A 16397-nucleotide genomic window follows, 5' to 3' on the forward strand; every position below is an offset into this window, starting at 1 on the left:
GATATCGATTCAGATTGTGGCCGGGATCACAGCGCCTTCCAGGTCAGGCCTTCGCCGCGGCGGTAGTAGACGTGCGAGGCCTTGCCATACAGCGCGCTCGCCTGGACCAGGCCGAAGAAGCGGCCGTCGGCGCTGTTGCCGCGGTGGTCGCCGAGCATCAGCACCTCGCCCGCCGGGACGGTCAGCCCGGTAATGTCGGGCCCGCCGCCCTGGCCCAGATCCAGCTGCGCCAGATGTTGGCCGAAGTCTTCGATTTCGCCGACGCCGGCCTGGGCCAGCGGATGGCCGTTGATGCTCAAGTGGCCGTCGTGCAGCTCGACCCGATCCCCGCCGACCGCCGCGATGCGCTTGATCAGGCGGGTGCCGTCCTGCGGCGAATCGAATACCGCCACGTCACCGCGCTGCGGCTGGCCGGTGTGCAGCAGCTCCACCGAGGTGAACGGCAGGCGCACGCCATAGGCGCGCATGTCCACCACCACCCGGTCGCCGGGCATCAGCGTGTGCTGCATCGAGCCGCTGGGGACCTGGTAGTGGTTGGCCAGGGTGTCGCGCGCCGCGGCGAGCAGGCCGAGCATGACCAGCAGCGGCAGGGCTTCTTTCTTGAGCCAGCGCAGCAGGCGGTGGTCGGCGGGGGCCGAGGCGGCGGCGGGGGTGTCCATACGGGCGCTCCAGGGAGTGTGTGGCTGTGACCGGACGGGAGCCGGGCAAGTTCCCTGGCCGGGTCCGAAAAAGCTACGCACTGTTTACGCCGGGCCGGCCGGGTCGGCATCGCGGTTTTACGGGGCGCGGCCGCATCGTGGCGACACCGCGCCGAAGGGCGCTTCGAAGAGACGCTCCATGACCATCCTGCTGATCCGGCATACACCGTCGAACGCCGTGCCGGACGCGTCGCCGCTGCCTGCGCGGGTCGCCGGGCACCGCCTGGCCTGCCGCGACTGCGACTCCCTGCCGGCCCTGGTGCGCTGCCTGCAGCGTGCCCAGCGCAGCCGCCCGGCGCTGGTCCTGATCGCCACCGCGGCGGTCGATGCACCGCAATGGGCCCGTTATGGCCAAGCGCTGCGCACCGCGCTGGAGGACCTGCCGGCGCCGTACATCGAGATGGCCAGCAACGACGACGACGCGCTGGACGAGCACCTGCATCCGCAGCATGCCCCGGCCGCGCGGGTGGTGTGCAGCAGCGGCCGCCAGGATGCGTGTCGCCTGTCGTTGGCGATCGCCGCCCATCGCCTGCAGGCCGTGGAGGGCTGAGCCATGTCGATCTTCATCATCCGTGGGCCGGAAGCGGCCGGGCAGCTGATCCGTACCGCGCAGCCGCTGCCTCCGCTCGTTCTCAAATCCCTGGTGCACCGCGCGATCGATGCAGGCACCACGGTGGCGATACGCGCCTGTGGCTCGGAGCAGGAGCTGCTGGACGCCCTGCGCGTGGCCGATCACAGCCGCGGCGAAGTCACCCTGCTCGATCCCGGTGCGTGCGTGGACAGCGCCCGCCTGCAGCGTCTGCTGCCGCATCTGCACAACGCCTATGTGGAAGTGCACGACGACGATGCGCGCGCCCCGGAGGCGTGCCTGCCGGCGGATGTGGGCCAGCGCATCGGCGTGGCGCGCGGGTACTGCGCGCAGAGCTACATGCACGCGCTGGAGATCGCGCTGGATCACCTGGGGTGCAGTGAGATCGCCGAAGGCGTGCACGTGGGGACGTGAGGCGCGGGGTCGGTGGGGCGGGCGCTGGGCCCCTATGCCCGTGGAGGCGAAATAAAGGGGGAGGGGGCGGCCGCAGGCCGACGCCGGAGGACATTCGCCGGAAAGGGTATAGGGGCCCAGCGCCCGCCCCAGCGGAGCCGCAACCAAAAAAAACGGCAGGGTTTCCCCTGCCGTTTTCGTTTCAGCGTGTGCCAGTGGCAGGCGTATCGGCCAGTCACCGGCGTACCGACCAACGGTCGGTACCTACCGGGATGCCGCGATTACTTCAGGCCACGATTGACCAGCAGCGGTTCCACGGACGGATTCTTGCCGCGGAACTCGCGGTACAGATCGGCCAGCTCCACGCTGTTGCCGCGGGAGAGGATCTTGTCGCGGAACACCTGGCCGTTCTCCGGGGTCAGGCCGCCGTTCTCCTTGAACCACTCGAAAGCGTCATGGTCGAGCACTTCGGCCCAGAAGTAGGCGTAATAGCCGGACGAATACCCGCCACCCCAGATGTGATCGAAGTAGCTGGTGCGGTAGCGCGGCGGCACCTGCGGCAGGTCGACCTTGAACTTCTTCAGCGCGGCCGCTTCAAACGGAGCGACGTCCTGCAGCTTGGCGTCGGCCGGCTGGGTGTGCCAGGCCAGGTCGAGCAGTGCGGCCGAGAGGTACTCGGTGGTCGCATAGCCCTGGTTGAAGGTGCGCGCCTTGAGGATCTTGTCGACCAGCGCCTGCGGCATCGGCTCGCCGGTCTTGTAGTTCTTGGCGTAGTTGGCGAAGACCTTCGGGTCCAGCGCCCAATGCTCGTTGAACTGCGAGGGGAACTCGACGAAGTCGCGCGAGGTGCTGGTACCGGCGATGGACGGGTACTTCACCTTCGAGAACATGCCGTGCAGCGCATGGCCGAACTCATGGAACATCGTGGTCACGTCATCGAAGCTCAGCAGCGCGGGCTGGCCGGCGGCGGGCTTGGTGAAGTTGCACACGTTGTAGACCACCGGCTTGGCACCGGTCAGGCCGTCCTGTTCGACGAACACGTCCATCCAGGCGCCACCGGACTTGCTGTCACGCTTGAAGTAGTCGGTGTAGAACAGGGCCAGCGAGGTACCGTCCTTGTCGAACACTTCGTAGACCTTCATGTCCGGGTGGTAGGTCGGGATGTCGGTACGCGGCTTGAAGGTGATGCCGTACAGCTGCGTGGCGGCGTAGAAGACGCCGTTCTGCAGCACGTTGTCCATCTCGAAGTACGGCTTGATCTGCGATTCGTCCAGGTCGTACTGCGCCTTGCGCACCTGTTCGGCGTAGAAGTCCCAATCGGAGGCAGCGAGCTTGAAGCCGCCCTTCTGCGCGTCGATCACCTTCTGCATTTCGCTGATCTCGCCACGCGCCTTGGCGGTGGCGGCCGGCACGGTGTCGGTCAGCAGCTTGAGCGCAGCGGCCGGGGTCTTGGCCATCTGGTCGGCCAGGCTGTAGGCGGCATAGTTCTCGAAGCCAAGCAGCTTGGCCTTCTGCGCGCGCAGCTGGGCCAGGCGCTGGATGGTCTCGCGGGTGTCGTTGGCGTCGCCCTTTTCGGCACGGGTCTCCGAGGCCTTGAGCACGGCAGCGCGCTGCTCGCGGTCGCTCAGCGAACCGAGCACCGGCTGCTGGGTGGTGTTCTGCAGCGGCAGCAGATACTTGCCCTCGAGGTTGCGGGCCTTGGCATCGGTGGCGGCGGTGTTGATCGCATCCTCGTCCAGGCCGGCCAGCTTGGCCTTGTCATCGACGACCACGGCACCGGCGGCGGTCGCGGCGACCAGGCGGGTGTGGAACTGCGTGGCCAGCGTGGTTTCTTCCACGTTGAGCTTGCGCAGCGAGGCCTTGTCGGCATCGTTCAACTGCGCGCCGGCGCGCACGAACTCCTGGTAGTCACGCTCGACCAGGCGCTTCTGCACCGGGTCCAGGCCCAGCGCGTCGCGCTGGTCGTAGATGGTCTTGATGCGGGCGAACAGCTTCGGGTCGAGGTTGATCTCGTCCTGGTGCTCGGCCAGCTTCGGGGCGACTTCTTCCTGCACCTTCTGGCGTGCATCGTTGGTGTCGGCCTGGACCAGGCCGAAGAAGATGCGCGACACGCGGGTCAGGGTCTCGCCGCTGCGCTCCAGCGCTTCGATGGTGTTGTCGAAGGTGGCCGGCTCCGGGTTGTCGGCGATCTTGCGGACTTCAGCCAGGTGCTGCTTCATGCCTTCGTTGAAGGCCGGCAGGTAGTCGCTGTCCTTGATCCTGTCGAACGGCGGCGCCTGGAACGGCAGCGTGCTGGCGCTCAACAGGGGGTTGGCGGACGCATCCGCCGGCTGCTGGGTCGGGGCGGGCTGGGTATCGGTCACGGGGGTGGACTCCTTGCCGGAACAGGCCGCCAGCGCCAGGCTGATGGCAGCGGCCAAAACTACGGTACGCGACATGAAACGGGCTCCTTGGATGAGGGCGCGGGACGGAAAATCCCGCAGCCGATCACCCTACTCCCAAAGCCCGCAGGCGGCATGTGCCGGTCGTGGCGCGTGGCTGTGCGGGCCGTGGGGGCTACCCCGTCCGGCCCGCCCGGCGGCGCTCAGACGGTGCCGCGGGTCTTGCCCTGCCAGGGCCGGTAGTACTCGCGGATCGCGGCCATGTCGGCCGCGTCGTTGCCGGTGGGATGGAACAGCGGGCCGATGCCGATGGTCTTTTCCGGGTAGTGGAAATAGGCGGCCAGCACCGGCACGTCGGCCATCCGCGCGATCTTGAGGAACCCGGCCTTCCAGTGCTGCACGGCCTTGCGCGTGCCCTCCGGGGTGATCGCGTACCACAGGCGGTCCGAGCCGCGGATCAGGCTGACCGCCTGCTCGACGGTGCCCTGCGGCGAACTGCGGTCCAGCGGGATGACGCCGAGCCTGCGCAGCAGGGGGCCCAGCGGCCACCAGAACAGCGAGGCCTTGCCCAGCACCTTGACCTGCATGCCCAGCGCGATCTTGGCCGCCATGCCCCAGAAGCCGTCCCAGTTGGACGAATGCGGGGCGATGATGAACACCACTTTGGGCACATCGGGCAGGGTCCCGGTCACTTTCCAGCCGCCCAGGCGCAGCGTGCAGCGGGCCAGCCAGCGGAGGAAGCGGTTCGGTTTGACCTGCGGCATGTTCGGCGGAACCACCGGCAACAACGGACTTCGGTTGTTCAAGCAATCACTCCCAATTGCGTGTGGTGCGCCCGCGCTTGATCTGCGCGCGCCCCTTTTTGGCGTCCAGACGACGCAGTTTCGACCCGTAGGTCGGCTTGGTGGCCACGCGTGCCTTGGGCACGCTCAGCCCCGCCTGGATGAAGGCGGCCAGTCGATCGCGCGCGTCCTCGCGGTTACGGTCCTGGGTTCGGAAACGCTGTGCATCGATGACCAGCACGCCTTCGCCGGTCATGCGCCGGTCGCGGCGGGCCAGCAGGCGCGCGCGCAACGGCTCGGGCAACGAAGGCGAGCCGGCCACGTCGAAGCGCAGTTCGACGGCGGTGGAGACCTTGTTGACGTTCTGGCCACCGGCGCCACTGGCGCGCACGAACCGCTCGACGAGTTCCGTGTCCGGAATCGTCAGGTGCGCGCTGATGGTGACTGGCCCGTTGCCCATGGGCGGCATTGTAAGGGGAGGACCCGCCGGCCGGGGGACTGCAACGTGCGTGGATATCGTCGATAACGTCCTCAATTACGGCCTGATGACGGCATCGCAGGTATTCTCCGCAGTCCACGCAACGCAGGATGCTCCGCCATGTCCCTGATCCGCCCGATGGCCCGCCGCGGCCTGAGCCGCCTCACTTTGGCCCTGGTCCTGGGCCTGGCCGCGATCGCGCCGGCCCTGGCCGCACCGCCGTCGGATGCCGACATCAACCGGCTGCTGGCCGCGTCGCGGGCGCAGAGCATGCTCGATACGATGCTGCCGCAGATCGAGGCGATGCAGCGCCAGCAGTTCCAGCAGGTGGCGCAGCAGCGTCAGCTGGACGCGACGCAGCAGGCGCAGCTGCAGCGGATCGAGCAGCGGACCAGCCAGACGGTGCGCCAGGCGCTGTCCTGGAAGGAGCTGCGGCCGATGTACGTGGATCTGTACAAGCAGACCTTCAGCAAGGAAGACGTGCTGGCGATGGCCGAGTTCTACGAGAGCTCGGCCGGGCAGAGTCTGTTGGACAAGACGCCGGCGCTGATGCAGAACGTGATGGTGGCGATCCAGGCCAAGATGCAGCCGCTGTTCGTGGATCTGCAGAAGGACCTGGAGGCGATCGTGAATGAGCCGGCGCCGGCGGCCGCGCCCGCCAGGAAGTAACCGGTAGGGCCGACCGCTGGTCGGCTATCGCGCGGCATCAGGCGTCAGGCGAGTTCCCAGCCAAACAGATCCATCGCCTTGCGGAATTCGCCGTCCACCGGCGCGCTGATGTCCATCGGCGTGCCATCCGGATGCGGGAAGCGCAGGCGCTCGGCGTGCAGGAGCATGCGGTGGATGCCCTGCATGCGGAAGCTGCGGTTGTGGCGGCCATCGCCGTGGCTGGTGTCGCCGATCAGGTGATGCGAGAGGTGCTTGAGGTGGCGGCGGATCTGACGGAAGCGGCCGGTCTGCGGCTGGCAGCGCAGCAGGGCGTAGCGTGAGGTCTCGAACTCGCCGATCGGTATGGCGATCTCGCCCACGGCGACGCGCTGGAAGTGGGTGATCGCCTGCTTCTTGACCGGTTTGCCAGGGCCGCCATCGAGGTCGTGGTCGACGGTGAAGGCGTCTTCGGCCGGCCAGCCGCGGCAGATCGCGAGGTAATCCTTGGTGACGTCGCCGCCCATCAGCGATTTGCCGAGCACGCTGGCGCTTTCACGATCGAAGGCAAGCAGCAGGCAGCCGCTGGTGGCGCGGTCCAGGCGGTGGACGAGGAAGATCGGCTTGCCGAGCTGTTCGCGCAGGCGGTCGGCGAGGAAGTCGTCTTCGCCCCGGGCGAGCTTGCTGTCGTGGACCATCAGCCCGGCGGGCTTGTTGACCACGGCAAGCTGGTCGTCCAGGTACAGAAGCTGCAGGGGAGAAAGCGCCACGGGCGGCTCGGCGAGGGCCTCTGCCTGCAGCTCGAGGGCGCTCATCGGCGCCACCAGGCACTGGCCAGCGAGAACACGCCCGCCGCGCCGGTCACCCAGCTCCACACCGGCGCATCGTCGAAGTACCAGCCGCCCGGCTGCAGGCCATACAGCACCGCGGCGACGATCATCAGGCCGACGCCGGCGATCGCGGCCACCGCGCGCTTCTGCAGTTTCTGCACGCTGACATTCAGCGCCGCCAGATCGCGCGAGCGCATCGACAGTTCGTGGTCGCCTTCCACCTGCTGGCGCAGCCAGGCGTGGACCAGGCGCGGCATGTCCGGCGTATGCGTCATGATCTCGGGCAGGCGCTTGCGCACTTCCTTGAGCACGCGGCGCGGGCTGTAGCGCTCGCGCAGGATGCGTTCCAGCACCGGCCGCGCGACCGCCCAGATGTCCAGCTCGGGATCGAGCTGACGGCCGACGCCTTCGATGTTGAGCAGGGTCTTCTGCAGCAGGATCAGCTGCGGCTGCAACGTGAGCTCGTAGCGCTGGGCCACCCGGAACAGCTTGATCAGCACCTCGGCCAGCGAGATCTGCGACAGCGGGCGGGTGAAATAGGGTTCGCACACCGAACGCGCGGCCGCTTCGAGTTCATCGATGCGCACGTTGTTGGGCATCCAGCCGGCTTCGACATGGAGCGCGGCCATGCGCCGGTAATCCTTGTTGAAGATGGCCATGAAGTTCTCGGCCAGGTAGTACTGATCTTCTTCGGAGAGCTGGCCCATGATGCCGAAGTCCAGCGCGATGAAGCGCGGGTTGTCGCGCCGCGCCGGATCGGTGTCGACCCAGATGTTGCCGGCGTGCGCATCGGCGTGGAAGAAATTGTCGCGGAACACCTGGGTGTAGAACACCCGCACGCCCTTGGCGGCCAGCGCCTTGCGGTCGATGCCGGCCTTGTCCAGCGCGACGATGTCATCCGACGGAATGCCCCACACGCGTTCCAGGGTCAGCGCGCGCTCGGCGGTGTGGCTCCAGATCACTTCCGGTACGTACAGATCGTCCGAGTCGATCCAGTTGCGGCGCAGCACGCTGGCATTGGCGCCTTCGCGCTGCAGGTCCAGTTCGGCGGCCAGGGTGTTCTCGACCTCGGCGACCACTTCGCGCGGGCGGATCTTGTCGGCGCGCGGGTGCGCGCGCTCGATCAGCGCGGCGGCCGACTTCAGCAGCGCGATGTCCGCGTCGATCTGTTTTTCGATGTCCGGGCGCAGCACCTTGACCACCACCTGGCGGCCGTCGGCGAGCGTGGCCGCGTGCACCTGTGCGATCGAGGCCGAGGCGAGCGGCTGCAGGTCGAAGCTGGCGAACGCTTCGCTGACCGGGCGGCCGAGCGCGCGCTCGACGATGGCCTGCGCGGTGGCGCCGTCGAACGGCTTGACCCGGTCCTGCAGCAGGGTGAGTTCGTTGGCCACATCGGCCGGGATCAGGTCACGGCGGGTGGAGAGGATCTGCCCGAACTTGACGAAGATCGGGCCGAGGTCCTGCAGCGCCAGGCGCAGGCGGGCCCCGCGCGACTGTGCGGCGATGTCGGCCGAGGCACGCGGCACGAACGGCTTGGCCAGGCGCAGCCAGCGCTCGGCCGGGGTGCCCTGGAGCAGATCGTCGAGGCGGTAGCGCAGGATGATGCGGCCGATGCGGCTGGCCCGGAAGATCGCCTTCATGCGCCCACCTGCCGCAGGCGCTGCACGCGCACGGCCAAGCGTTCGACGTCATCACGCATCACGTCCACATCGTCGTGGAAGGCATCCAGTTCTGCTCGCGGTACCACGTCGCGCGACTCCTCGGTGACAAATTCAGCGGCGCTGTGCGCCAGGTCGGACGCGCCGCGGCGGGCGTGCTGCAGGGCCGAGCGCAGGGCGTTGGCGATCTGCACGCCCATCACCTCGCCGAACACGCGCACGAACGGCTGCTGCCAGTCCGGATCGAAACGCGTCGCCAGCTGCTGCAGGCGGCGGGCCAGCTCGGCATCGCCGGAGACCTTGACCCGCCCGGCCGGCGCATCACCGCCACGGCGTGCGTTGGCCAGGAACGGCAACTGGGCCAGCACCCCGCCCAGCGTGCTGCGCACGGCCAGGTCCGGCTCCTGCTGCGGATCGACCGGACCGACCGTGAGGCGTTCACCGTCCACCCCGATCCGCATCGCCAGCGCGGGCGATTCCAGGGTCAGGGCGATGTGGCGGCCATCCAGCGCGGCCAGCGCGCTGCGGGTGTCCGGGTCCAGCGCCAGCGCGCGGTTGAGCGTGAGCTGCAGCGCATTGCCGGCCAGCGGCTTGAGGGAAGAGAGCAGGGAACGGGCCATCAGCGCATTCTACCGCGCCCCCTTGAACGACGGGCGGCGAGCGCGACGACACGGCAGAGGGTTTTTGCCGGGCATCGACTTGGTTCATGCTATGGCGCCCAACACAGCAGCAGGAGCGGCAACAGGCATGGGCAAGACCCGGGTAGGCATCATCTTCGGCGGCCGGTCGGCCGAGCACGAGGTTTCGCTGCAGTCGGCGAAGAACATTCTCGATGCCTTGGACAAGGAGCGTTTCGAGGTCAGCCTGATCGGCATCGACAAGCAGGGCCAGTGGCACCTCAGCGACCCGCATGACTTCCTGCTCAACGCGGGCGATCCGGCACGGATCGCATTGCACCGCTCGGGCAATGCGGTGGCGGTGCGGCCGGGCCTGGAGCGCCAGCAGCTGGTCCCGACCGATCCGGCCACCGCGCTGGAACAGATCGACGTGGTGTTCCCGATCGTGCACGGCACGCTGGGCGAGGATGGCTCGCTGCAGGGCCTGCTGCGCATGGCCAACCTGCCCTTCGTCGGGTCCGGCGTGCTGGGCTCGGCGGTGGCGATGGACAAGGACGTGGCCAAGCGCCTGCTGCGCGATGCCGGGCTGGCGGTGGCGCCGTTCGCCTGCTTCAACCGGGTCACTGCGGCCCGCGCCGATTACACCGCGCTGGTTGCCGAGCTGGGCACGCCGCTGTTCGTGAAGCCGGCCAACCAGGGCTCCTCGGTGGGCGTGAGCAAGGTGCGCACCGAAGCGGAATTCCATGCCGCGCTCGCGCTGGCACTCTCGTTCGATCACAAGGCGCTGGTGGAATCGGCGATCAACGGCCGCGAGATCGAATGCGCGGTGCTGGGCAACGAGCACCCCGAAGCCAGCGTCTGTGGCGAGGTGGTCGTGCACGATGATTTCTATTCCTACGACACCAAGTACATCAGCGAAAACGGTGCGGACATCGTGGTGCCGGCGGCGATCACGGCGGCGGAGCAGGCCCGTATCCGGGACATCGCGGTGCAGGCCTACCAGGCGCTGGACTGTGCCGGCCTGGCCCGGGTGGATGTGTTCCTGTCGCCGACCGGTGAGGTGGTGATCAATGAGCTCAACACGCTGCCCGGCTTCACCCGCATCAGCATGTACCCGAAGCTGTGGGCGGCCAGCGGCCTGGACTACACCGCGCTGATCACGCGGCTGCTGGAGCTGGCGATGGCCCGGCATGCGCATCAGCGCGATCTGCAGAGCTCCGTCGCAACGACGGCCTGAGCATCGTTGCCGATGTCAGGCCGTCATGGTTTCCGCTGCGCGTCCCACGCCGGAGAGAGGTGGCGTGGGACGCGCGGGACACTAGGTCCGCTTGCGGAACATCGACACCACCGCCAGGATCAGGAAGACGACGAACAGGATCCAGGCGACGTTGCTGGCGGCGCCGGCAATGCCCGAGAAACCAAGTACCGCCGCGATGATGGCGATGACAAAAAAGATGACGGCGTAATGCAGCATGTCGACCCTCGCGTTGATGCGTGCCGGAGTTGGCGTGGGGCCATGTTCACCAACCTGCGGTGTTCAGGGAGTGATGGATTCCTGTGCGTTCGATGAAGATGCCAGCCGGGCCAGCCCTTCTTCGATGCTGACCCGGGGCACATAGCCGAAGTCGCGGCGCGCCGGTTCCATGCTGTACCAGTGCGGGGTGCACAGCTGCTCGGCCAGGAAGCGGGTCATGGGCGGCTCGCCGCGCAGGCGCAGCAGCGGCCACAGCCGCTCGCAGACCGCACCGATCCGGTACGCCGCCTTGAAGCTGATCGACTTCGTCACCGGCGGGGCATCCACCGCGGCCAGCAGCCTGTTGAGCAGCTCGCGCATCGGCAGCGGCTCGCCGTTGGAAATGAAGTAGGCCTTGCCGGCGCAGGCCGCCCCCGGCGCGAGGTGCTCCAGGGCCAGGAAGTGGGCGAGCGCGGCGTTGTCGATGTAGGTGGTGTCGACCTTGTTCTGGCCGTCACCGACGAAGCGCAGGCGGCCGGCGCGGGCACGCTCGGCCAGGCGTGGCACCAGCTGCTGGTCGCCCGGGCCCCAGATCAGCCGGGGGCGCAGCGCGATGGTGGCCAGGCGTGCATCGTTGGCCGCCAGCACGCGCTGTTCGGCGATGGCCTTGGTGGCCGCGTACGGTGCCTGGAAGTTCTCGCCGTAAGGCACCTCGTCCGCGCCCAGCCCTTCGACCGGGTGGGTGGCGCGGTGGGTCACGCTGGGCGTGGAGGTGTAGACCAGCTTGCCGACGCCGTGGGCACGGCAGGCCGCGATGACGTTGTCGGTGCCGACCACGTTGGCCTGGTGGTAGCTGTCATAGCTGCCCCAGGCACCGGCCTTGGCCCCGTTGTGGAAGACCGCATCGACCCCGGCCACCGCGTGCATCACCGCCTGCGCATCGGCCAGGTCACCGCGGATCTGGCCCACCCCCATCGCCTGCAGCGCGGGATAGTGGCCCCGGTTGAACGCCAGCACCTGGTGGCCGCGCTCGATCAGGCCCTTGCACAGGGCCTGGCCGAGGAATCCACCGCCGCCGGTCACGAGGATCTTCATGCGCGCTGCTCCAGTTGCGTGGTGGCCCAGACCGCGAGCTTCTCGCGGCCGATCTTGGCGTTGTGGCGGATGTCGACCGGGAAGCCCGGGTGGGGCAGGAAGCGCTCGATGCGCGTGGTATGCGCGTGCGCGGCGGCCTCGCGGCGGAGCCGCTCGACCAGCGCGGGGGAATCGACGGTACCGGGCCGCAGTTCGTAGCACAGCACCGGCACCTGCCGGCCCGGCGCACCCACGCCGACCAGCGCGGTGCGGACGATGCCATCGAGCGCGTTGAACACCGGCTCGACCTGCTCGGTGTAGAGCGGGCCCTGCGCGGTTTCCACGCGCTGGGTCTTGCGGCCACAGAACCACAGCCGGCCCTGCGCATCGAAGTAGCCGATATCGCCCATCCGGTGCACGACCCGCGTGCTGCCCTCGGCCAGGGTCTCGGTGATCTTCGCCGCGGCGGTGGCCTGCGGGCGGTTGAAGTAGCTGTCGGTGGCGGTCGGGCCGGCCACGGTGATTTCGCCGACCTCGCCGGTACCCAGCACGCGGGCCTGCGACCAAGCCGGCAGCGGTGCGTCGTCGATGGCGATGATGCGCACTTCGTTGGGTGCGACCACGCGGCCGACGCAGGTGCCGGCGCCGGCCTCGGTGGCCTGGCGGGTGTTCTCCAGCTCACGGCCTTCGATCACCGCGACGGGCAGGCACTCGGTGGCGCCATAGGGTGTCCAGAACTGGGCGTCGTCGGGCAGCAGGCGGCGGATCCGCGCGACCACGTCGGGCGGCACCGGCGCGCCGGCCGAGGTGACCCGGCGCACGCCGGGCAGCGGCTGGCCATGGTCGGCCAGCACCCGCATCAGCGCCGGCGAACCGAACAGCTGGGTGACGCCGAAACGGGTGATCGCGTCATGCAGCTTGCGCGGATCGGCCTGGGCCGGACGGGTCGGGTCCATGTCCGGGATCACCGAGGTCAGCCCCAGCGCCGGATCGAACAGTGCGAATGGCGGGAAGGTCGGCAGGTCCACCCCACCCGGCTCCATCCCGAAGGCGGCGCGCAGCAGCTCGACCTGGCCGACGAAATGACGGTGGCGGTAGACCACGCCCTTGGGCACGCCGGTGGAGCCGCTGGTGAACAGGATCGCGGCGACATCCTCGCCATCGGTCGGGGCCAGCGCAGGGGGCGCCGTGGCGCCCTGGGCTTCCAGCCGGGCCAGGGTGGTGCCACCCCAGCCCCAGCGGCGGCCGACGGTCACCAGCAAGCGCGCGGAGCGGCACCAGCGCAGCACCAGGCGCGCCACGTGGGCCAGGCCGATGCCGATGAAGGCCTCCGGCTGGGCCTCGTCCAGGCACTGTTTCAGCGCGCGCTTGTCGATGCCGGGGTCGACCAGCACCGGGACCGCACCGTTCTTGAACAGCGCGAACATCAGCAGGAAGAACTCCGGCGAGGGCCGCACCATGACCACCGCGCGCACGCCGCGGCCGATGCCGTGGGCCGCCAGGCCGGCCGCCATCGCGTCGCTGCGGGCGTTGAGGGTGCGGTAATCCAGGGTGACGTCATAACGCGCCATGCCGCCGGGCCCGGGCTTGCCGGGGCAGCGGATGGCGATCTGGTCGGGGCGTTCACGGGCCAGCTCGGGCAGGCGCGCGGCGATATTGATGGCGCTGTTCATCCGTTCATTGTCGCCGCTGCAGAAAATTCTTGCGCGCCGGCCGTTGGCGTGGAAAATTCGCGGCCTTCCCACCCATCCACGCATGGCGTGGTTCTACGCGTCTCCAGCCGGTGCCCCCATGCCCCATCCCTGCCTCACCTGCGGCGCCTGCTGCACCCAATACCGTGTGGCCTTCCATTGGATGGAATCCGACGAGGTCACCCCCGGTGGCGTCCCGCACGAGCTCACCCAGGCGCTGGACCCGCACCGGCTGTGCATGCGCGGCACCCTGTCCAAGCCGGTGTACTGCGTGGCGCTGGATGCGGAGATCGGGGTGTATTCGCGCTGCAGCATCCATCCCAACCGCCCCAGCGTCTGCCGTGAGGTGGATGCCTCGTGGGAGTACGGCAAGGCCAGCCCGCAGTGCGACAAGGCGCGCGTGGCGCACGGCATGCCGGCGCTGACCCTGGCCGACTGGCGCTGGCGGGACGAGGCGGACAATGACGATGATCATCCCGATGACAACGGGAATTCCCCGGCGCCGCCGCAGGCACCGATCGCGGCGTGAGATGCGTACCGACCAACGGTCGGTACCTACCGGATCGACGATGGGTAGGTGACGACCGTTGGTCGTCACGCCGATCAGATCGGATTGCGATCCAGGAACGCGCGGATCTTCGGCACCAGCACCTCGTGCTTGTCTTCCAGCACGTAATGCCCGGCATCCTCGAAGGCATGCACTTCGGCCTGCGGCAGCGCGGCCTGGAAGCCCTTCAGGAAGTGGTGGTCGAACACGAAATCGCGCAGGCCCCAGCCGATGAAGGCCGGTCGATCGGCGTAGCTGGGCAGCGTCTGGCCGGACCGCTCCAGCAGCGACCAGGCCTTGTCGGCCGGCGACAGCGGGATGTCCTGCATGAAGCGGATGGTGCTGATGCGGTTGGCATAGCTGTTGTACGGCGACACGTACGCGCGGCGCACGTCCGCCGGCATCTTCCGTTCCACGCCCAGCCACGAGGCACCGGACGAGAAGGCGTTGAAGGTGCGGATGATCCACTCGCCCACCTTCCAGTGGCGGCCCAGCGCGATCTGCCACGGCATCGTCTTTGCGGCCGGCATCGGGAAGGCGGCGGTGTTGAGCACCACCAGGCGCTTGACCTGGGCATGGTGCGAGAGCGCCCAGCCGAAGCCGATCATGCCGCCCCAGTCGTGCACGGCCAGGGTCACCGGGCCGGTGATGCCCAGGTGCGCGAGCAGCGCATCCAGGTCGTCCACGCGCGACTGCAGGGTGTACTCGTAGTGCGCGTCATCGGGCTTGTCCGACAGGCCCATGCCGATATGGTCCGGCACGATGCAGCGGTAGCTGTCCGACAACCCGGCCACCAGGGTGCGCCAGTAATAGCTCCACGACGGGTTGCCGTGGACCATCACCACCACCTCGCCATCGCGCGGGCCTTCGTCGAGATAGTTCATCGACAGACCGGGACGCACCTCGAAGCGGTGCGGATGGGCGGGGTAACCGGGCAGCTGGGGCATGCAAACGCACCTGTGAAAAGGGCCGGCAGAACCGGCCCTTGATGTTCAATTCCAACGCCGCAGCAGGCTGCGGCGAGTGGTTTACCAGACCACTTCGGCCATCGAGCAGTTCAGGCCCGAGCCGATGCCGAGCAGCGCGATGCGATCGCCCTTCTTCAGCTTGCCCAGCTGCTTGAGCTTGCTCAGCACGATCGGCACCGAGGCCGGGCCGATGTTGCCGTGCTCGCCGAAGATCGTCATCACCTTCTTCGGGTCGATGCCGAAGTTCTTGATGAAGGCGGCGGTGTGCGGCTGGCTGACCTGGTGGATCACGAACTGGTCCAGTTCCTCCACGGCCCAGCCCAGCGCTTCGCGGGCGGCGACAAAGGTCTTCTGTGCCAGCTTGATGCCTTCGATCAGCAGCATGCGGGTGTCGGTGACCATGCGGTCCAGGTTGCCGCGGCACAGCTGGTTCCACTCGGTGGCCGAGCGGGTCACGCCACCGCGGTAACGCGGGGCATCGGGCACCAGCTCGGTGCGCGCCATGACCATCGCCGCGGCACCGCAGCCCAGGGTCAGGGCGGCCATCTCGTTGCGGAAGTCATCGGCGGTCACGCCCGGCAGGGCCATGCGCTCGAGGGTCTTCTCGTACACCAGGTTGGCGGTTTCACCGTCGACGATCAGCGCATAGTCGATCTCGCCGCGTTCCAGCATGCGGGCGGCGATGTCCATGCCGTTGATGAAGGCCAGGCAGGCATTGGCGACGTCGAAGGTCATGCACTCGTCGCCGACGCCCAGGTTGCCCGAGACGATGCTGGCCGTGGACGGCTCCAGGTAATCGCGGCTGACCGAGGTGTTGACCAGCAGGCCGATCTTGTCGGCGCCGATCCCGGCGTCTTCCAGTGCCTTGCGGGCGGCCAGCGTGGCGGCGTCGGAGGCCAGCATGTCGGCATCCCACAGGCGACGGGCGTGGATGCCCGCGATGTCGCCGAGCACATCGGTACGGATGCCAAGGCGATCCAGCGTCGGCTTCAGCCGTTCGTTGATTTCCTTGGACGTCAGCGTGTGCGGCGCGTCGATGTGCGCCAAGCCGGCGATCGAGACATTCTTGAAGAGCATCAGTTAGCGCCAAGGCTCAGGCAAAGGGGGCGTTATTGTAAGCCGGCACGGCTTTCACCGCACCTTTACGAATTCACGCCCGGGCGTATGGTCCGGGCGCGGTGTGAAGGGTTCAGCGTGGCGGGCACTGGAAGGCCAGGAAGCGTTGGCTGCCATCGGCAGGCAGGCCCGAGGCCTGCACGGCATTGGCACCGGCACTGGGTGCCTCGTTGCGGGCCAGGGTTTCCAGCTCTTCCTGCACGCGCAGCGGGTTGCGGTTGTAGAAGGCGACCTTGCTCTTCACGGTCACCACCACCTCGCCCTTGCTCTGGCAGCCGCTGGGCGCAGGGCCGGCCGGCAGCACGCGGACCGTCTTCCCGGACGACTCGATCGGCACCCAGGTGCAGGCGGAAACGCTGAGGATCAGGGCGGACAGAAGCAGAATGCGCATGGACAAGGCCTGGCTGGAATACATGAGGGAGTGTGCGGGAAACATCTGAATCGGGGGTGATCAGGTGCCGGGACAGTGCCCGGCAC

General features: G+C 68.2%; 18 protein-coding genes. 5 read left to right on the top strand and 13 right to left on the bottom strand.

The annotated features are described in order from the left end of the window. Positions 1-26: 26 nt before the first annotated feature. Positions 27-659: a signal peptidase I gene (lepB, locus tag ABE434_RS08235; protein ID WP_346478485.1), complete on the bottom strand. Its 633-nt coding sequence runs from the start codon at positions 657-659 to the stop codon at positions 27-29. A 178-nt stretch (positions 660-837) separates the two neighbouring features. On the opposite strand from lepB, the gene ABE434_RS08240 reads away from it, so the two are divergent. Next, a complete protein-coding gene (locus ABE434_RS08240) occupies positions 838-1248 on the top strand; it encodes a hypothetical protein (protein WP_046272279.1) in 411 nt (136 codons plus the stop codon). A gap of 3 nt (positions 1249-1251) precedes the next feature. After that, positions 1252-1701 carry a 3-dehydroquinate dehydratase gene (locus ABE434_RS08245; protein ID WP_019184864.1) on the top strand — a complete coding sequence of 150 codons (450 nt, stop codon included), beginning with the start codon at positions 1252-1254 and terminating at the stop codon, positions 1699-1701. Positions 1702-1961: 260 nt separating this feature from the next. On the opposite strand, the gene dcp is transcribed toward ABE434_RS08245, so the two are convergent. From dcp to arfB, 3 genes are all read right to left on the bottom strand, one after another. Further along, positions 1962-4118 carry a peptidyl-dipeptidase Dcp gene (dcp, locus tag ABE434_RS08250; RefSeq protein WP_346478486.1) on the bottom strand — a complete coding sequence of 719 codons (2157 nt, stop codon included), beginning with the start codon at positions 4116-4118 and terminating at the stop codon, positions 1962-1964. Positions 4119-4264: 146 nt separating this feature from the next. Next, positions 4265-4825 carry a lysophospholipid acyltransferase family protein gene (locus ABE434_RS08255; RefSeq protein WP_346478517.1) on the bottom strand — a complete coding sequence of 187 codons (561 nt, stop codon included), beginning with the start codon at positions 4823-4825 and terminating at the stop codon, positions 4265-4267. A 46-nt stretch (positions 4826-4871) separates the two neighbouring features. Beyond that, a complete protein-coding gene (gene arfB / locus ABE434_RS08260; protein ID WP_121044396.1) occupies positions 4872-5303 on the bottom strand; it encodes an alternative ribosome rescue aminoacyl-tRNA hydrolase ArfB in 432 nt (143 codons plus the stop codon). A 156-nt stretch (positions 5304-5459) separates the two neighbouring features. Between arfB and ABE434_RS08265 the strand changes: the two genes are divergently transcribed. Beyond that, positions 5460-5990 (top strand): DUF2059 domain-containing protein, encoded by a 531-nt coding sequence (locus tag ABE434_RS08265; protein ID WP_346478518.1) that lies wholly within the window; start codon positions 5460-5462, stop codon positions 5988-5990. A gap of 44 nt (positions 5991-6034) precedes the next feature. Here the strand turns inward: ABE434_RS08265 and ABE434_RS08270 are convergent, their stop codons facing one another. From ABE434_RS08270 to ABE434_RS08280, 3 genes are read right to left on the bottom strand one after another with little or no spacing between them, the layout of a single operon-like run. Continuing rightward, entirely contained in the window at positions 6035-6781 is a 747-nt protein-coding gene (locus ABE434_RS08270; RefSeq protein ID WP_346478487.1) for a pseudouridine synthase, read from the bottom strand. Beyond that, entirely contained in the window at positions 6778-8436 is a 1659-nt protein-coding gene (gene ubiB, locus ABE434_RS08275; protein WP_346478488.1) for a ubiquinone biosynthesis regulatory protein kinase UbiB, read from the bottom strand. The genes ABE434_RS08270 and ubiB overlap by 4 nt, the downstream gene beginning before the upstream one ends. Next, positions 8433-9074, bottom strand: coding sequence for an SCP2 sterol-binding domain-containing protein (locus ABE434_RS08280; RefSeq protein ID WP_176990214.1), 642 nt, complete (start codon positions 9072-9074; stop codon positions 8433-8435). The genes ubiB and ABE434_RS08280 overlap by 4 nt, the downstream gene beginning before the upstream one ends. Before the next feature lie 127 nt (positions 9075-9201). Between ABE434_RS08280 and ddlA the strand changes: the two genes are divergently transcribed. Continuing rightward, complete coding sequence (ddlA, locus tag ABE434_RS08285; protein WP_346478489.1) at positions 9202-10308, top strand: D-alanine--D-alanine ligase; 1107 nt, start codon at positions 9202-9204, stop codon at positions 10306-10308. An 81-nt stretch (positions 10309-10389) separates the two neighbouring features. Here ddlA and ABE434_RS08290 read toward each other — a convergent pair whose 3' ends face one another. The 3 genes from ABE434_RS08290 to oleC form a co-directional block, all read right to left on the bottom strand. Further along, positions 10390-10545 carry a DUF1328 domain-containing protein gene (locus ABE434_RS08290; RefSeq protein WP_019184873.1) on the bottom strand — a complete coding sequence of 52 codons (156 nt, stop codon included), beginning with the start codon at positions 10543-10545 and terminating at the stop codon, positions 10390-10392. Between the two features lie 63 nt (positions 10546-10608). Next, entirely contained in the window at positions 10609-11619 is a 1011-nt protein-coding gene (gene oleD / locus ABE434_RS08295; RefSeq protein WP_346478490.1) for a 2-alkyl-3-oxoalkanoate reductase, read from the bottom strand. Then, entirely contained in the window at positions 11616-13271 is a 1656-nt protein-coding gene (oleC, locus tag ABE434_RS08300; RefSeq protein ID WP_346478491.1) for an olefin beta-lactone synthetase, read from the bottom strand. The genes oleD and oleC overlap by 4 nt, the downstream gene beginning before the upstream one ends. 118 nt (positions 13272-13389) lie before the next feature. Between oleC and ABE434_RS08305 the strand changes: the two genes are divergently transcribed. Then, on the top strand, positions 13390-13818 hold the full coding sequence (locus ABE434_RS08305; RefSeq protein ID WP_346478492.1) for a YkgJ family cysteine cluster protein: 429 nt from the start codon (positions 13390-13392) through the stop codon (positions 13816-13818). Positions 13819-13892: 74 nt separating this feature from the next. Here the strand turns inward: ABE434_RS08305 and ABE434_RS08310 are convergent, their stop codons facing one another. The 3 genes from ABE434_RS08310 to ABE434_RS08320 all read right to left on the bottom strand — a co-directional run bounded on the left by ABE434_RS08310 (position 13893) and on the right by ABE434_RS08320 (position 16311). After that, positions 13893-14783: an alpha/beta fold hydrolase gene (locus ABE434_RS08310; protein WP_346478493.1), complete on the bottom strand. Its 891-nt coding sequence runs from the start codon at positions 14781-14783 to the stop codon at positions 13893-13895. A gap of 81 nt (positions 14784-14864) precedes the next feature. After that, positions 14865-15881, bottom strand: coding sequence for a 3-oxoacyl-ACP synthase III (locus tag ABE434_RS08315; RefSeq protein ID WP_019184878.1), 1017 nt, complete (start codon positions 15879-15881; stop codon positions 14865-14867). A gap of 112 nt (positions 15882-15993) precedes the next feature. Then, entirely contained in the window at positions 15994-16311 is a 318-nt protein-coding gene (locus ABE434_RS08320) for a DUF4156 domain-containing protein (RefSeq protein WP_176990219.1), read from the bottom strand. Positions 16312-16397: the final 86 nt, after the last annotated feature.

Source organism: Stenotrophomonas sp. TWI1183, assembly GCF_039673115.1.
In the GTDB taxonomy this organism is placed as follows: Bacteria; Pseudomonadota; Gammaproteobacteria; order Xanthomonadales; family Xanthomonadaceae; genus Stenotrophomonas; species Stenotrophomonas maltophilia_AA.

Excerpts from the sequence above, each read along its gene's own strand:
- ABE434_RS08240 (WP_046272279.1), top strand. The coding sequence starts at position 838 with ATGACCATCCTGCTGATCCGGCATACACCGTCGAACGCCGTGCCGGAC.
- dcp (WP_346478486.1), bottom strand. The coding sequence starts at position 4,118 with ATGTCGCGTACCGTAGTTTTGGCCGCTGCCATCAGCCTGGCGCTGGCG.
- lepB (WP_346478485.1), bottom strand. The coding sequence starts at position 659 with ATGGACACCCCCGCCGCCGCCTCGGCCCCCGCCGACCACCGCCTGCTG.
- ABE434_RS08310 (WP_346478493.1), bottom strand. The coding sequence starts at position 14,783 with ATGCCCCAGCTGCCCGGTTACCCCGCCCATCCGCACCGCTTCGAGGTG.
- oleD (WP_346478490.1), bottom strand. The coding sequence starts at position 11,619 with ATGAAGATCCTCGTGACCGGCGGCGGTGGATTCCTCGGCCAGGCCCTG.
- oleC (WP_346478491.1), bottom strand. The coding sequence starts at position 13,271 with ATGAACAGCGCCATCAATATCGCCGCGCGCCTGCCCGAGCTGGCCCGT.
- ABE434_RS08305 (WP_346478492.1), top strand. The coding sequence starts at position 13,390 with ATGCCCCATCCCTGCCTCACCTGCGGCGCCTGCTGCACCCAATACCGT.
- ABE434_RS08265 (WP_346478518.1), top strand. The coding sequence starts at position 5,460 with ATGGCCCGCCGCGGCCTGAGCCGCCTCACTTTGGCCCTGGTCCTGGGC.
- ABE434_RS08245 (WP_019184864.1), top strand. The coding sequence starts at position 1,252 with ATGTCGATCTTCATCATCCGTGGGCCGGAAGCGGCCGGGCAGCTGATC.
- ABE434_RS08270 (WP_346478487.1), bottom strand. The coding sequence starts at position 6,781 with ATGAGCGCCCTCGAGCTGCAGGCAGAGGCCCTCGCCGAGCCGCCCGTG.
- ABE434_RS08280 (WP_176990214.1), bottom strand. The coding sequence starts at position 9,074 with ATGGCCCGTTCCCTGCTCTCTTCCCTCAAGCCGCTGGCCGGCAATGCG.
- arfB (WP_121044396.1), bottom strand. The coding sequence starts at position 5,303 with ATGGGCAACGGGCCAGTCACCATCAGCGCGCACCTGACGATTCCGGAC.
- ABE434_RS08320 (WP_176990219.1), bottom strand. The coding sequence starts at position 16,311 with ATGCGCATTCTGCTTCTGTCCGCCCTGATCCTCAGCGTTTCCGCCTGC.
- ddlA (WP_346478489.1), top strand. The coding sequence starts at position 9,202 with ATGGGCAAGACCCGGGTAGGCATCATCTTCGGCGGCCGGTCGGCCGAG.
- ubiB (WP_346478488.1), bottom strand. The coding sequence starts at position 8,436 with ATGAAGGCGATCTTCCGGGCCAGCCGCATCGGCCGCATCATCCTGCGC.
- ABE434_RS08290 (WP_019184873.1), bottom strand. The coding sequence starts at position 10,545 with ATGCTGCATTACGCCGTCATCTTTTTTGTCATCGCCATCATCGCGGCG.
- ABE434_RS08315 (WP_019184878.1), bottom strand. The coding sequence starts at position 15,881 with ATGCTCTTCAAGAATGTCTCGATCGCCGGCTTGGCGCACATCGACGCG.
- ABE434_RS08255 (WP_346478517.1), bottom strand. The coding sequence starts at position 4,825 with ATGCCGCAGGTCAAACCGAACCGCTTCCTCCGCTGGCTGGCCCGCTGC.